Here is a 15,425-nt window from a genome sequence, read left to right as displayed (position 1 = left end):
CCCGAACTCAGTAGTGAAACGATGCATCGCCGATGGTAGTGTGGGGTTTCCCCATGTGAGAGTAGGTCATCGTCAAGATTAAATTCCAAAATCCCTGTCTGCTCGCGCAGACGGGGATTTTGTTTTTATAGAAGTCCCAAGTTTTCGCAGGCACGTTTTGATAACGGATCTGCCACAGAATTTCTTGACGACCATAGAGCATTGGAACCACCTGATCCCATCCCGAACTCAGTAGTGAAACGATGCATCGCCGATGGTAGTGTGGGGTTTCCCCATGTGAGAGTAGGTCATCGTCAAGATTGAATTCCGAAACCCCTGTCTGCTAACGCAGACAGGGGTTTTGTTTTTGCGCGACGTAAATCCCCAGCGCCCTTTCTGTTCGTCTGAACCCCCTTCCAAAAGCCAAACCTCAAATCGCACAGCTGCGCTTTCGTCGGATTAAGCACATTGCCATCAAACGTGGCTAAGTATTCTGCCGTCCGTGCCGACAGCCTGTTGAGCATTGCGTGCGAGCAGAGCTGCCAACAGGTTGCACACACCGTACGCATCCCAACTTTTGGCATAAGAAGTCCCATGCTATGAATCTCAAGTTCAGTCATAAAATCCTTCTGGCCGCTTCAGGCGTCGTGGTTCTGGCGTTTGCGTTATTCACGTTGTACAACGACTATCTGCAGCGCGACACCATCAAGCAGAACATCGAGTCCTCGGTGCAACAGGCTGGCAACCTGACAGCCAGCAGCGTTCAGAACTGGCTTGGTGGCCGCATTCTGGTGCTGGAGAGCCTGGCACAGAATATTGCGCAGCAAGGCAGCCAGGCTGATCTCCCTGGCCTGGTTGATCAGCCGGCATTCACCTCCAACTTTCAGTTCACCTACGTCGGGCAAGCCAATGGCGTGTTTACTCAACGCCCTGACGCGACCATGCCTGCAGGTTATGACCCCCGCGAGCGCCCCTGGTACAAGCAAGCTGTAGGCGCCGGTCAGACCATGTTGACACCTCCTTATATGGCAGCTGTCGGAGGCCTGATTGTGACCATCGCCATGCCCGTTAAAAAAGGCGGTGAGTTGTTGGGTGTGGTGGGAGGTGACCTGAGCCTGGACAGCCTGGTCAAAATCATCAATTCGGTTGATTCCGGTGGCCTGGGCTACGCGTTTCTGGTGAGCAGTGATGGCCAGGTTATCGTTAGCCCGGATAAAGATCAGGTGATGAAGAACCTGAAGGACATTTACCCGGTCAGTACTCTGCGCATCGAGAAGGGCATTCAGGAAGTGACGCTCAATGGTCATGAGCGGATTATTTCCTTTACCCCGGTGACAGGCCTGCCGTCCGCGGATTGGTATATCGGTCAGTCAATAGACAAAGAAAAAGCATACGCGCCGCTGTCTAAATTCCGTACGTCTGCGTTGATTGCAATGTTTATTGCAGTGGCCGCGATTGCGTTGTTGTTGAGTTTGTTGATCCGTGTACTGATGCGTCCACTGACCACCATGGGCCGTGCGATGCAGGATATCGCCCAGGGCGAGGGTGACTTGACGCGCCGTCTGGTCATTGAGAACAAGGACGAATTCGGTGAGCTGGCCAGCTCGTTCAACCAGTTTGTCGAGCGTATCCACGCCTCGATCAGCGAAGTGTCTTCTGCTACTCGTCAGGTTCATGACCTGTCACACCGCGTTATGGCCTCATCCAACGCTTCCATTGTCGGCTCGGACGAGCAAAGTGCGCGCACCAACAGTGTCGCCGCGGCGATCAATGAACTGGGTGCCGCCACCCAGGAAATCGCCCGTAACGCCGCCGATGCTTCGCAACATGCAAGCGGTGCCAGCGAGCAGGCAGATGACGGTCGCAAAGTGGTTGAACAGACCATCCAGGCCATGACCGAGCTGTCGCAGAAGATCAGTTTGTCGTGTGCGCAAATAGAAACCCTGAATGCCAGCACCGACAACATCGGGCACATTCTGGATGTGATCAAAGGTATCTCTCAGCAGACCAACCTGCTGGCCCTCAACGCAGCCATTGAGGCTGCTCGTGCGGGCGAAGCGGGTCGCGGCTTTGCCGTGGTGGCGGATGAGGTGCGCAACCTCGCCCACCGCACTCAGGAGTCGGCAGAGGAGATACATAAAATGATCACCTCGCTGCAGGTAGGTTCCCGCGAAGCGGTCAGCACCATGAATGCGAGTCAGGTCTCCAGCGAGGAGAGTGTCGAGGTCGCCAATCAGGCGGGTGCCCGTTTGATCAGCGTGACTCAGCGCATCGATGAGATCGACGGTATGAACCAGTCGGTTGCCGCCGCCACTGAAGAGCAAACGGCAGTGGTCGAAACCCTCAATGTGGATATCAACCAGATCAACTTGCTTAACCAGCAAGGTGTGGTGAACCTTAACGAAACCCTCAAGGACTGCGATGCGCTATCGCAGCAGGCCAGCCGTCTCAAGCAACTGGTCGACAGTTTCAAAATCTGAAACCCGCAGGTCAGCAATAAGTTATCCACAGCCCTGGCGATTCATATGTCAGGGCTGTTTTGTTTTGACCATGCTCAAGTAGTATGTAATAGCCTTCACCCCGCGCTGCAGGTGCAACTCCAGCTCTGCAATACAAGCCTCGACATCTCTGGCCCGGGCATAACGCAACAACGCACGGTGATCGTCCTGGCACAACTTCCCAAGGTTCATCTGCTCAAGGTTGAAGCGTAGAAAACGCTCTTCTTCAATTAGCCCTGACTCAATGAGTGCCAGCAGTTTTTTATTAGGAGCCTTGCAGTAAAGCGCCTGATGAAATTGCCGATTGAGTGTGCCGATTTTTCCGAAGTCTTTTTCGATCTCGAGCGCTTCGATATAGCCCTCGGCTTCTTCGAAATCCTCTTTGCTCAACAGTGGTACTGACAGGCGCAGTGCCTGGGCTTCGAGCAACTGTCGCAGTTCATAGGTTTCGAGCGAGTTGTCTTCAATCAAAGGAGCGACCACGGCACCCTTGTATTGCACGACCTGCAGCAAACCTTGAGCTTCCAGCTGACGCAGTGCTTCGCGTACAGGCATACGGCTGACACCAAACAACTTCGCCAGTGCTTCCTGGCGAATGGCTGTACCGCAAGGCAAACGGCCATCAAGAATGGCGTTGCGCAAGGTTTCTTCGATCTCCGAGCGCGCCAGGTGAGCGGGTATGGGACCCGACACAACTATGCTGTTTAAGGGATTGTTTTTAACGGCCACGTTGCGACTACCTGTGCCGACGAACCGGCATACTTGTTTGGATCCAATTCAAGTTAGGTACTGACCTGATTGCTGTCAAACCTTGTTACGCATAGTTTAGCGTGACTGCGGGATAAGAGATTGCATGGGGCCACTATCTTTCTTGGCGGGTGCCCTCCCTTTTGTTATGGGCTGTGCCCTACAATCGCCGAAGTTAGAGCTGCCCGATTTGCAGCACCAATGCACAGCAGGTGAGGGATGGGCGTACTCAGCAACAACGATGTGGGTGAGCAACGGTTTGAACTCCTGTTACAGCCCTCTAACGTTTTTTCCAGCCTGATTCGTCAGCCGTGGCTGTGGTGTATTTTGCTGCTGGCCGCAGGAGTACGCTTTTACGGTTTCACCGCCTCGGCGATCTGGTGCGACGAAGGCTCCAGCCTGATGCTGAGCGACTACCCGCTGTCGGGGATCTGGTTTCATGCTGCGCACGATGTTCACCCTCCGTTGTATTTCATGCTGTTGCACGGCTGGATAGCGCTGTTTGGTGACAGCCTGGTCTCGATTCGTTCCCTGAGTGTCCTGCCCGGCATTGCCACGGTATTTTTCGGTATCTGGCTGGTACGGCTGGTGGCCACCCCGCGGGCTGCATTGCTGGCGGGCCTGCTGCTGGCGTTATTGCCTACCGCCGTGCGCTACAGCCAGGAAGTGAGGATGTATTCACTGATGGGGTTGTGGCTGATAGCTGCCACAATCGCGCTGGTGTACTGGGTCAAGGCCCCGCATAAGTATCGCTACCCGGTGCTCTACACCGTGCTGATGGCGGCTGCTTTTTACACCCATTACTTCACTGCGTTTTGTGTAATGGCCCATTGGCTGTACCTGTTGCTAAGTGGCCGCAGCAGCGGCTGGCTGATCAGGCGCCCGGCCTGGTGGCTGGTTAACGTTGCCATTGTGCTGTTGTTCCTGCCCTGGCTGCCGGGGTTGGTGGATTTGCTGCAACATATGGATGAACTCAAGAGTGGCGGTGATGTGGGGTGGGAGCCTGCAGTCGATGCCCGCTCCTTGCCCGCCATGACGTGGCAGCTGTTGATACAGGATGAAGGCGACTACCTGCCCTGGCCGTTGTTCTGGCTGGCACCGCAGGCACTGCTTGGCGGCGTCGCAGGAATGGCTGTACGCGATTCAAGCCCGCATAAATTCATCACGTTGATCGTGATCTACACCCTGCTGCCGATCCTGGCCATTTACGGCGTATCCTTTATCTCGCCTCTGTTTATCGAACGCTATGTGATGTTTGCAGCGTTGGGTTTGCCGCTGCTTGTGGCGATTGCAGTCGATCAACTGTTCAAGCGCAAGCGGGCGCTGGCCATAGCGCTGCTGACACTGTTCATTGGCGCCGAAGTGACGGGCTTGCGCAGCAACTTCAGCAGCGATGCCGATCATTTTGATCGTCTGGTGGAGCACGTTAACCAGCAGTTCAAGCCCGGTGACCGGATCGTCGTCAGTGACCTGTTCTGGTACTTCAGCTTTGTCTATTACAACAAGACCGGATTTCAACCGATGCTCTATACGCCGCCCCTGGAAGATGGCACTTCAGGGCGCCCGAATGACTATGGCTTTGGCACGCTGGTAAATGGCCACGGCACAAGTATCTATGTCGATCGCCTGAGCGATATGCCCCCAGGCCCGGGTCGTATCTGGCTGATCAGCAGCAAACTGCAGCCCGACGACTTCAGTGCAATTCCCATGGATTGGCGCAAAGCACAGGACCTGGCCGTCGATGACACTCAGGCTCGTCTATATTTGACCTGCGTTGCCGCCAAATGCGGCTCTGAACCTGAATGGAGTCAACTCGATGCAAAAGCCAACCCATAGCCTGCCATCCTTGTTCAAGCAGCTGGGCCTGCCGTCCAGCCCGGAAGATATCGAAAAGTTTGTCACCACCCACTCGCCACTCAAGCCTGACCTCAAGCTTGAAGATGCTTTTTTCTGGACGCCCGCCCAAGCGGCTTTTTTGCGTGAGGAGCATCTTGAAGACGCTGACTGGGCTGAAGTTGTCGACCAATTGAATCTGATGCTGCGGCAAAAACCAGTCACGGGCCCTAAGAAATAAATAGCAACACTTGACTGTGCTCATCTGGCCGCGCAATATTAATAGTTAGCAAACTAACATTATGTGACGCCTCTTGCCTGACACTCTCGATCCACTGCAAATGAGCATCAGCACCGGCATGGTGGTTGCGACTCGCCATTGGCGTCGCGTCTGCCAGGCCACGCTGGTCAACTATGGTATTTCCGAAGCCTGCGCCATGCCGCTGCTGATCATCGGCCGCCTGGGTGAGGGTGTGCGGCAAGTCACCGTGGCCCACGCTGCCGGGATGGAAAGCCCGTCGCTGGTGCGCTTGCTCGATCAACTGTGCAAGGCTGGCTATGTGCGCCGCTGTGAAGATGCCAGCGACCGCCGCGCCAAAACCCTGAGCCTGACCGACACCGGGCGTGCTCTGGTGCAATCGATTGAAGCTCAGCTTGTACAACTGAGAAGGGCCGCTCTGGCCGATATTCCAGTGGCTGACCAGGAAGCTGCGTTGCGTGTGATCAAAGCCTTCGAAGCTGCCGGACAACTGCCTGACGGGGCTGCCTCTTGAACGGTTTTTTCAGCAGCATGCCGCCTGCCCGCGACTGGTTCTACGGGGTACGTACCTTCGCCGCGTCGATGATCGCGCTGTATATCGCCTTGCTGATGGAAATGCCTCGCCCTTACTGGGCCATGGCTACGGTCTATATCGTCTCCAGCCCCTTTGTCGGGCCCACCAGCTCCAAGGCCGTGTACCGAGCCCTGGGCACGCTGATAGGCGCTGCTGCAGCGGTATTTTTTGTGCCGCTGTTTGTCCAGACACCGTTCTTGCTGGTGCTGGTGATTGCCCTCTGGACGGGCATTTTGTTGTTCCTGTCGCTGCACCTGCGCACCGCCAACAGCTACGTGTTCATGCTCGCCGGCTACACCATGCCCATGATCGCCCTGCCGATTGTGGATAACCCGCTGAATGTGTTCGACATCGCCGTTTCGCGTACTGAAGAAATCATGCTCGGTATCGTCTGCGCGGCGGTCGTAGGCAGCATGTTCTGGCCTCGGCGCCTGACGCCGGTATTTATCGACGCGGCGGCCAAGTGGTTTGCCGATGCGAGCAATTACAGCAAGCACTTTCTGGCCCGCGATGTCGAACCCAGCAAAGCCAGTGGCCTGCGTTCATCAATGGTGGCGACGTTCAACAGCCTTGAAATGATGATTGGCCAGTTGCCCCATGAGGGCGCGCACCCGCAGACCGTGCGCAACACCAAAGAGCTGCGTGGACGCATGATCCACCTGCTGCCGGTGGTCGATGCCCTGGACGATGCACTCTATGCGCTGGAGCGTCGCGCTCCGGAGCTGCTCGACAAGGTCACGCCATTGCTCGACCACGCCCAGGCATGGCTTGAGCGCACCCGTGAGGGCGCCTCGATCCAGCAGTGGCAAGCATTGCGCCATGAACTTGAAGCGTTGCAGCCCAGCGCCGCCGCCCTGGATGATCGGCGCCAACTGGTGCTCTCCAACGTGCTGTACCGGCTGGGTGAGTGGATCGACCTGTGGCAAGACTGCCGCAGCCTGCAAGAGGCCATCTCGACCGGTAACCAGGATGTCTGGCGTGCGGTCTATCGGCATTGGCGCCTGGGTCGCCTGACGCCATTTCTGGATCGCGGGCTGATGCTTTATTCAGCGTTCTCTACCGTCACCGCGATTGTCGTCGCCTCGGTGTTGTGGATTCTGCTCGGCTGGACTGACGGCGCCAGTGCGGTGATTCTGGCCGCCGTGGCCTGCAGCTTTTTTGCCGCGATGGACGATCCGGCGCCACAGATCTACCGGTTCTTTTTCTGGACCTCGCTGTCGGTGCTGTTTGCCAGCCTCTACCTGTTTGTGATCCTGCCCAACCTGCATGACTTCCCGATGCTGGTGCTGGCGTTTGCCGTGCCGTTTATCTGCGTCGGCACCCTGACCGTGCAACCGCGCTTTTACCTGGGCACCTTGCTGACTATCGTCAACACCGCCTCGTTTATCAGTATCCAGGGCGCCTACGACGCGGACTTCATGGTGTTTATGAACGCCAACCTGGCCGGCCCCGTCGGCCTGCTGTTTGCCTTCGTCTGGACCCTGATCGCGCGCCCGTTCGGTGCCGAACTGGCGGCCAAACGCCTGACCCGCTTCAGCTGGCGTGACATTGTCAGCCTGACCCAGCCCGCCACCCTGGCCGAACACCGGCAAATGGGCGCGCAAATGCTCGACCGCCTGATGCAGCACTTGCCACGTCTGGCCCTGACCGGGCAGGACACCGGCAGCGCCTTGCGTGACCTGCGGGTGGCCCTCAACCTGCTCGATCTGCTGGCCTACGCACCCAGGGTTACGGGCGGGCCGCAACTGTTGCTGCGCCAGGTGGTCAGTGATGTGGGTGACTACTTTTGTGCCTGCCTCAAGGCGGGTGAGCGCCTGCCAATGCCAATGGGCCTGCAAATGACCATGGACCGCACGCGTCGCGCCCTCAACGCCAATGACCTGCAAGCCGAAGGCGAGGCACGAGTGCATCTGTTGCACGCCCTCAGCGGCCTGCGTCTGGCGCTGCTGCCCGGTGTCGAATTTATTGTCGACAACGACGACCGGCCACATCCCCAGGCCCACATTGAGGGAGCGCCGCTATGATCGGTGACGTAGATATCAGCGGGGTTTTCCTGCCCACGCTCCTGGTACTGATGGGCATCACCTACTTGTTGTTTCTGGTGGTTCACGGGTTACTCACCCGTGTGCACTTTTACCGCCTGGTCTGGCACCGGGCTTTGTTCAACGTCGGTCTCTACGCTCTGTTACTCGGCGTTGTGGATTCGTTCAGTCGATATCTGATGACATGAAAAAACCTTTACTGACCCTGGGCCGTGTCGTTCTCACCTTATTGGTGGTGACGTTTGCCTGCGTCGTGGTCTGGCGCATGACCATGTACTACATGTTTGCTCCCTGGACCCGTGACGCCCACATTCGCGCCGACATCGTGCAAATCGCCCCCGACGTGTCGGGCCTGATCAAGCAGGTGGATGTGCGTGACAACCAGCCCGTCAGCCGTGATCAGGTGTTGTTTGTCATCGACCAGGAGCGCTTCAAGCTGGCGCTGCGTCAGGCCGAAGCCACCGTGGCCGATCGCAAGGAGACCCTGGCCCAGGCCCAACGTGAGAGCCGCCGTAACAAAGGCCTGGGCAACCTGGTCGCCCGCGAACAGCTTGAAGAAAGCCAGTCCCGTGAAATGCGCGCCCAGGCCGCACTGATTGAGGCCCAAGTGGCCGTGGACAGCGCCCAGCTCAATCTGGATCGTACGGTGGTGCGCAGCCCCGTCGATGGTTACGTCAACGACCGGGCTCCACGGGTCAATGAGTTCGTCACGGCCGGTCGGGCAGTATTGTCGATCGTCGACAGCAGCTCGTTCCATATCGACGGCTATTTTGAAGAAACCAAACTCGATGGCATCCATGTCGGCCAAAGCGTCGATATCCGTGTCATTGGTGACAACGCACGTTTGCGCGGGCATGTTGAAAGCATTGTGGCGGGCATCGAAGACCGTGACCGCACCAGTGGCCAGAACCTGCTGCCCAACGTCAACCCTGCGTTCAGCTGGGTGCGATTGGCGCAACGGATTCCGGTGCGCATCGTGTTCGACGACGTGCCTGAAGACTTTCGCATGATCGCCGGCCGCACCGCGACCGTGTCCATCATCGAAGATTCGGCCAAAGCCCAGCCTGCCCCGGAGCGCGCGCAATGAAAGCCGTTCGCCTGGCAGCCGTAGGACTGGGGCTGCTGCTGTCCGGTTGCCAACTGCTTGGCCCTGATTACCAATTGCCCAAAGACGCGGCCATGCAGCGCCCGGACTTGCAGGGCCAACTGGCTGGCGAGGGCGCCAACGTGGTGTCCGCCCCGGTTCCAGTTGACTGGTGGAAGCTCTATGAGGACCCAAAGCTCAATGAACTGGTGCGCCAGGCGCTGGCCTCCAACACCGATCTGCGGGTCGCTGCGGCGAACCTGTCGCGGGCGCGGGCCCAGGTTGAGCAGGCACAGTCGGCCGGTGGCTGGAGTGGTTCTGTGAAAGCGGGCGCCCAGCGCCTGCAGGAGTCCGGTGAAGCGTTCCTGCTGGCGGACAAGGTGCCGGTAGCCAATGTCGGTGATCTGGGTATCAGCACTTCATACCAGTTCGACTTGTGGGGCACTTTGCAGCGCGGGATCGAAGCGGCACAGGCCAACGCCGACGCGACTCAGGCTGCCGCCGACACCGCGCGCATCACTCTGGTGGCGGATGTGGTGCGGGCGTACACCCAAGTGTGCGCAGCCAATGAGGAACACCACATCGCAGAAGAGTCCCTCAAGCTGCAAGCGCAAAGTACCAGCCTGACCCAGCGCCTGCGTGATGCGGGTCGCGGTGATGAAACCCAGGTCACCCGTTCTGAAACCCAGTTCAAATCGTTGCGCGCAGAATTGCCCCGTTACGAAGCATTGCGCCAGTCCGGCCTGTTCCGTTTGTCGATGTTGCTGGCCAGGCCGCTGGATCAACTGCCCGCCGGTGTGGCTACCTGCGCCGAGCTGCCGCATATCGCGCAATTGCTGCCCGTGGGGGACGGTGCAGCACTGCTTAAACGCCGCCCGGACGTGCGTCAGGCCGAACGCCATCTGGCCGCCGCCACCGCCGAAATCGGTGTGGCCACAGGTTCGCTGTACCCGGACATCAGCATCGGTGCCAGCATTGGCACAGTGGGGATTATCGACAACCTGGGCACGGCCCCTACTAACCGCTGGGGCTTCGGCCCGATGCTGAGCTGGACGATTCCGACCAATGGCTCGCGAGCCCGAATTCGTGAGGCCGAGGCGGTGACTCAAGGCGCTTTGGCCAAGTTTGACGGTGTGGTGCTCAATGCCATCCGTGAAACCCAGACCAGCCTGGTGCAATACACGGCGTTGCTGCAGCGCCGTGATGCCCTGGCAGAGGCCGAGTTGTCGGCCAAAACGGCGGCCGACCAGACCCATCAGTTCTTCCAGGCGGGGCGCGAGTCATTCCTGGCCGATCTGCAGGCAACCCGCACCTACACTGACATGCGCGCGCAATTGTCGGCGGCCAACACCCAGGTTGCCATGAGTCAGATCGATCTGTTCCTGGCCTTGGGTGGGGGCTGGGAAAGTGGACGAACGCAAGCGGCGACAAACGCCAAACCCTGACAGCGTTGCTATGCTCTGAATTATCGGTATCAGAACGATGGTTCAGGGCGTTTGCGGTCTGTAGCCCTCCTCATCGTGCAGACCATGCCTGATGGGGATACTAATAATGAAAAACCCTTATGCTCCCGGCTTCTGGTGTGCAGTGGCAGCCGTGGTGCTGCTTTCGGCGACCTACTTCTACGGCATCATGCTGGCGCACCAGATCGACAAGGCAATGATCTTTCTCGATAGCGCGAGTGCGTTGATTGCCGTTCTGGCCATAGTGGTGGTGGCCTGCGCCTCGGTGCAAACCCGGCAGATCAAAAAACGCCAGATCAACCAGGGCCAGACCCGCGTCCTGATCTGGGACACCAAGGTTGCCCTGCGGCGGGTAGAGACGGTATTTGACCGCTATTTCTGGGGCAGTTACTGGCAACCGGGCCGGACCTTCCAGGAGTTTATGGGCGAACTTACCGGCACCCCGCTGGAAAAAAGCCTCGAAGCCCTCAAGACCCAATGCCTGAAACTCGACAAGGCCCTGCCATCCGAAGAGCGCCAATGGCTCGACACTGCGCGTGAGCTCTCGAATGTCGCGGCAGCGATGGCGCGTGAGCGTTATCAGCTGGATTACTCGGACGTTTCTTTTAATTCTGTAGGAGAAACATGCATCGACCATGATCTGGAAGTGCTGGTGTACACCTGGAGTGCCAGTCTCAAGAGTTTCGACCACCAGCTCGACGAAATTGACCAGCGTTACGCCCAACCTGCATAAAGCCAGGTATCACGTTGGAGGAGCGTCTGCTCTGCTGCCAGTGTTAATCTGCTAGCACTTTTCGGCCCATGAAGGGCTTGGCAAAGACCGCTTTACTTTCAACATAACGGACATTGAACGGGTCAATTGATGAATAAACCATTAGGTGTGCTGGTAGGGATCGTTGTTGTCGCCGGGGCGCTGAATACCGCTGGCGCGTGGTATACCGGCAGCAAAATCGAGGGTGTGTTGCAGACCTCGATCGAGCAGACCAACCAGGAGCTGGCCAAGCAACTGCAAGGCACCACCACTCACGGCACTATTGAGCTGGTTTCCATTGAGCGCAACCTCTACAGCAGCACCGCGCACTATCGCCTGAAGATCCAGGACGACAAGGCGGGCCCGGATGCGAAGCCGGTGGAATTGCTGTTTGTCGATAATATCGAGCATGGTCCATTGCCGTGGTCGCGTATCAAGACGTTCAAGTGGATGCCAGTGATGGCGGTCAGCAATTACTCGCTGGAAAAAACCCCATTTACCGAAAAGTGGTTTGCCGCAACCAAGGATCAGGCTCCGCTCAAAGGTCAGGTCACCCTGGGTTACGACCGCTCGGTTGACGGTCATATGGAGCTGATGGCACTGGAGACCCAGCTGGACGAGCACTCCACGTTCAGCTTCTCGGGCATGACCATGCAAGCCCAGACCGATGCTGATGGCCAGAACCTCAAGGCCAAAGGCTATATGGACCACCTCAAGCTCAATGCGATCACGATTGAGAACCCGCCGGTAACGGTCGAGCTCAACGGCCTGACCCTGGCCAGTGACCTGAAGAAGACCGACTTTGGCTTCTATCTTGGGCAGAACGTGATGGCGCTGAGCGAAGGTCAGCTGACTTATGGCGTCAAGCAATCGGTGATCAAACTCAAGAACTTCGAGTACACGGATTCTGCTTCCGCCAATGGCAACCTGATGTCCGGGCGTCTGGCCTATAACGTCGGTGATATCACCCTGGATGGCAAGCCGGTGGGCAGTGCGCAAATGGTACTGACTGCCAGCAGCCTGGATATCCCGGCCATGCAGGCGCTGCTGCAGATTTATCAGAACAAGTTCCAGCCTCAGGCCGACGGTACCCTGCCGCAAACCCCGCTGACCCCGGCGGAGCAAGTGCAGATGCAGCTTCAGGTTGAAAAAATTCTGGCTGCCAAACCGCAACTGGCGTTGGAGAAATTCACGATCAAGACCGCCAATGGTGAAAGCCAGCTCAACGTTGTCATGGGGCTGGCCAAGCCGACCTCATTTGAGCAGCCGCCAGTTGACGTTACCAAGCAGATGCTGACCGCGCTGGATGCCAAGCTGTTGCTGTCCAAGCCGATGATTGCTGATTTGTCAGCGGTGCAGGCACAGTTGGTTGGCCAGACCGATCCGCAAGCCATTGCCAAGATGGCCAGCATGAACAGCGAGATGGCAGGCGTGATGGCGGTGCAAACCGGGCTGGCCAAAGTGGAGGGCAACAACATCCTGGCTTCGCTCAATTACGCTGATGGCCAGGTGGATCTCAATGGCCAGAAAATGAGCCTTGAAGACTTCATCACTGCGATGAGTACCCGCTTTGGTGGTGTGGCCAGCCAGTAAAGCCGCGACTTAAACTGTGGGAGCGAGCCTGCTCGCGAACGATCTTCGCGAGCAGGCTCGCTCCCACTGTCTTGCTCTGTTCAATAAGCCAATGACCAGGTCATGGTGTATGTGCGGCCACGGCCCTGATAGTCATACAGGTACTCCGGGCCGTAGGTCGGCGAGTAGAACAGCGCCGCACGCTGGCCCCAGACCGTGCTGTACTCCTTGTCCAGCAGGTTCTGGATGCCGGCGCTGAACGTGCCGAATTCAGTCTCCTAGCTGCCCATCAAGTCGAACGTGGTGTAACCGCTGATCTTGTGGTCGGAATCGTCTTTAAGCGTAAAGGCATGGTTACCCTGCAAGCGCACATTGCGCCCATCACCGTGCCAGCCAACAAACGCGGTGGATTTGGACAATGACGCATACCGGGCGTCACGCTTCATCCAGTCGCCTTGCGCGTCCTCTTCCTCTGAACGTACCAGATGCAAGGTGCCGCCTGCGTCCCAACCGTTATTGAAGTGACGGGTCAGCGCGCCTTCAAAGCCAAAATCACGGCTCTTCTTGTCGGTTACATCAATCGTCAGCGTGGCAGCGTCCGTGGTGATGACCTTGTCGGACCAGATGTAATAGATCGCCGCCTGCGCGTCCCAATCCACATCGGCAAAGCGCCAGCCGGTTTCGACCTGACGGCTCTTGATCCCGGCCAACGGGTTGTCTTTGACGCTCAGCCCCGCCTTGCCGTAGTACTTGGCCGGGTCCGGCAAATCAAAGCCTTCGCTGTAGTTGACCCAGGTTTGATGGCCATTCTTGAAGTCATAAATGGCGCCCAGGTTGAACAGGTTGACCGCGTAGTCGTTGCTGCCACCGGCAATGCCCTTGAACACACCGACATCGACGTCCATTTGCTGGCGCCGCGCGCCGCCAGACAGGGTCAGGGCATCGGTAAGTTTCCAGTCAAGCTGGGCGTAGGCCGAATGCCCATCAACCCGGTAACTTGGGTAGCGCGGGGACTTGCTTTGGGTGACCAGGTCCAGGCCGCCGCTTTCGGATGAAATGGCCGAATCGAACACGCTTTGTTCGGCATTGAAGCGCTCGCGGTCGAGGTCTACGCCATAGGTCAGCTTCAGGCTGTCCCATTGTTTGGCAAACAGCGCCTTGAGGCTGGTGACTTCGAAGTTCTGCTGCGAAGCGGCGAAGTACACGCCCTTGGAACCCTGCGGTTTACCGGCGTTGTAGTACGGGAACGGATAGAAATTGTTGTCTTCCTTGCGGTACGAGCCCTGCAAGTAGAAGTCCTGGCCCAGCAGGTCGGCGTGGTGATAGTTGGCGTTGAACAGCAGGCGCTTGGAACGCGGCTCCAGGTCGGTGTCGTAGCCGCTGCGGATTTCGGCGTCTTCGAGATTGGACGGTGCTTTGTCGTGCAGGTTGGGGAAGTAAATCCCGACGCTGCCGTTGTTCCCCGAATCATAGTACTGGGCCAGCAAGTCCAGGTCCTGTACGTCATCGAGCTTGATTGCCAGGCTGCCCATCAGGTCTAGGGTGCGGTTGTATTGCAGGTCGGTCTGGGTGTTGTCGATAAATACCTGATCGCCTTTACCATCGTAAAAGGCTTCGTTCTGTTCACCGGAAATCCCCAGGCGGCCATAGACCCGATCAGTGCCGCCGCTGACGGATTGTGAAATGCGGCTGGAGAGGTCGTCGCTGTTGTTGAAACCGCTGGTGGCGGACAGCTCTGTTTCGAATTGCGCGGGGCCGGGGGTGCCCTTTTTGGTCACGATATTGATGATCCCGCCTGTGGCGCCACCACCGTACAGCGCGCTGGCGCCGGACAGCACTTCGATCCGCTCTACGTTGAACGGCGAGATGCTGTCGAACTGGCGCGACAGCCCTCGCGAGCTGTTCTGGCTGACGCCGTCGATCATCACCAGCACGTTGCGCCCGCGCATGTTCTGGCCGTAGTTGCTGCGCCCTTCGGGCGCCAGGTCGAGCCCCGGCACCAGTTTGCCGATGGCTTCCTTGAGGGTGACACCAGTGTCCAGTTGCTCCTGCAACTGCACCTGGTCGACCACCCACACGGTGCCCGGGATTTCACTGATGGAGGTGCTGGTACGGGCGCCGACGCTGACTTCCAGGGCCTTGAGTTGCAGGCTCTGAGCGGGGGCTTGAGGTTTACCCAAGATGACGGTGCGGGCATCGCTGAATTGCCAGACCAGACCGCTGTCTTTGAGTAGCGATTGCAGGGCCTGTTCAACACTCATCTCCCCCCGCAGCGCCTGGCTGTGCAAGCCGGCGACTTCGGCTGAGGTAAACAGCAGGTGCAAATCGGCTTGATCGGCAAACTGGGTGAGCGCCTGATCGAGGTCCTGGGCCCTGACGTCCACGCTGACCTGGCGGGTGTGCTGGGACGTGCCGGGCGTGGCCGCAGTTGTGGTCTGGGCACTGGCTTGCAGCGGGCCTCCCAGGCTGGCCAGCAAGGCTGTGGCTACGAATACCTGGCGCAGTCGCTGTTCGTTTAGGTGTGCGCCACGCGGCTTCTTGACGTGCTCGACCATTGCGTTTTTGATCCTTGTTCGAGGTTTTTTATATCGCGAATGGGAACGGATTCGTTCCTGGTCTTACT

General features: G+C 58.0%; 11 protein-coding genes, 1 rRNA gene and 1 pseudogene. 11 read left to right on the top strand and 2 right to left on the bottom strand.

The genetic code is table 11. From position 1 onward, the window contains the following. The first annotated feature begins 183 nt into the window (after positions 1 to 183). Positions 184 to 299 (top strand): 5S ribosomal RNA (gene rrf / locus HBN79_RS02525). Between the two features lie 279 nt (positions 300 to 578). Then, a complete protein-coding gene (locus tag HBN79_RS02520) occupies positions 579 to 2,459 on the top strand; it encodes a methyl-accepting chemotaxis protein (RefSeq protein ID WP_095017816.1) in 1,881 nt (626 codons plus the stop codon). A 48-nt stretch (positions 2,460 to 2,507) separates the two neighbouring features. On the opposite strand, the gene HBN79_RS02515 is transcribed toward HBN79_RS02520, so the two are convergent. After that, positions 2,508 to 3,206: a GntR family transcriptional regulator gene (locus HBN79_RS02515; protein WP_095025165.1), complete on the bottom strand. Its 699-nt coding sequence runs from the start codon at positions 3,204 to 3,206 to the stop codon at positions 2,508 to 2,510. 237 nt (positions 3,207 to 3,443) lie between these two features. Here HBN79_RS02515 and HBN79_RS02510 point away from each other — a divergent pair, with 237 nt between their 5' ends. The 9 genes from HBN79_RS02510 (at position 3,444) to HBN79_RS02470 (ending at position 12,823) form a co-directional block, all read left to right on the top strand. Then, positions 3,444 to 5,060: a glycosyltransferase family 39 protein gene (locus HBN79_RS02510; protein WP_169916193.1), complete on the top strand. Its 1,617-nt coding sequence runs from the start codon at positions 3,444 to 3,446 to the stop codon at positions 5,058 to 5,060. Continuing rightward, the gene (locus HBN79_RS02505) at positions 5,041 to 5,298 is read left to right on the top strand and encodes a DUF2789 domain-containing protein (protein WP_095000657.1); all 258 of its coding nucleotides are present in this window, start codon (positions 5,041 to 5,043) and stop codon (positions 5,296 to 5,298) included. The genes HBN79_RS02510 and HBN79_RS02505 overlap by 20 nt, the downstream gene beginning before the upstream one ends. A gap of 100 nt (positions 5,299 to 5,398) precedes the next feature. Continuing rightward, positions 5,399 to 5,830: a MarR family transcriptional regulator gene (locus HBN79_RS02500; protein ID WP_016782970.1), complete on the top strand. Its 432-nt coding sequence runs from the start codon at positions 5,399 to 5,401 to the stop codon at positions 5,828 to 5,830. Next, positions 5,827 to 7,914 carry an FUSC family protein gene (locus tag HBN79_RS02495; protein ID WP_095000658.1) on the top strand — a complete coding sequence of 696 codons (2,088 nt, stop codon included), beginning with the start codon at positions 5,827 to 5,829 and terminating at the stop codon, positions 7,912 to 7,914. The genes HBN79_RS02500 and HBN79_RS02495 overlap by 4 nt, the downstream gene beginning before the upstream one ends. Beyond that, a complete protein-coding gene (locus HBN79_RS02490; protein WP_016782973.1) occupies positions 7,911 to 8,120 on the top strand; it encodes a DUF1656 domain-containing protein in 210 nt (69 codons plus the stop codon). Before HBN79_RS02495 ends, HBN79_RS02490 begins: the two co-directional genes overlap by 4 nt. Continuing rightward, positions 8,117 to 9,019 (top strand): efflux RND transporter periplasmic adaptor subunit, encoded by a 903-nt coding sequence (locus HBN79_RS02485; RefSeq protein ID WP_169916192.1) that lies wholly within the window; start codon positions 8,117 to 8,119, stop codon positions 9,017 to 9,019. The genes HBN79_RS02490 and HBN79_RS02485 overlap by 4 nt, the downstream gene beginning before the upstream one ends. Then, a complete protein-coding gene (locus HBN79_RS02480) occupies positions 9,016 to 10,461 on the top strand; it encodes an efflux transporter outer membrane subunit (RefSeq protein ID WP_138738753.1) in 1,446 nt (481 codons plus the stop codon). Before HBN79_RS02485 ends, HBN79_RS02480 begins: the two co-directional genes overlap by 4 nt. Positions 10,462 to 10,567: 106 nt before the next feature. Next, positions 10,568 to 11,212, top strand: coding sequence for an NADH:ubiquinone oxidoreductase subunit N (locus HBN79_RS02475; protein ID WP_095000661.1), 645 nt, complete (start codon positions 10,568 to 10,570; stop codon positions 11,210 to 11,212). A gap of 129 nt (positions 11,213 to 11,341) precedes the next feature. Then, the gene (locus HBN79_RS02470; RefSeq protein WP_095000662.1) at positions 11,342 to 12,823 is read left to right on the top strand and encodes a YdgA family protein; all 1,482 of its coding nucleotides are present in this window, start codon (positions 11,342 to 11,344) and stop codon (positions 12,821 to 12,823) included. A gap of 80 nt (positions 12,824 to 12,903) precedes the next feature. On the opposite strand, the pseudogene HBN79_RS02465 reads toward HBN79_RS02470, so the two are convergent. Continuing rightward, a pseudogene (locus tag HBN79_RS02465) lies at positions 12,904 to 15,357 on the bottom strand (TonB-dependent receptor). Between the last annotated feature and the right edge of the window lie 68 nt (positions 15,358 to 15,425).

The organism is Pseudomonas sp. WS 5051 (genome assembly GCF_012985715.1).
GTDB lineage: Bacteria > Pseudomonadota > Gammaproteobacteria > Pseudomonadales > Pseudomonadaceae > Aquipseudomonas > Aquipseudomonas bubulae.
Note: the sequence above shows the minus strand (reverse complement) of the source record. Positions and strands in the feature narration are given on the sequence as shown.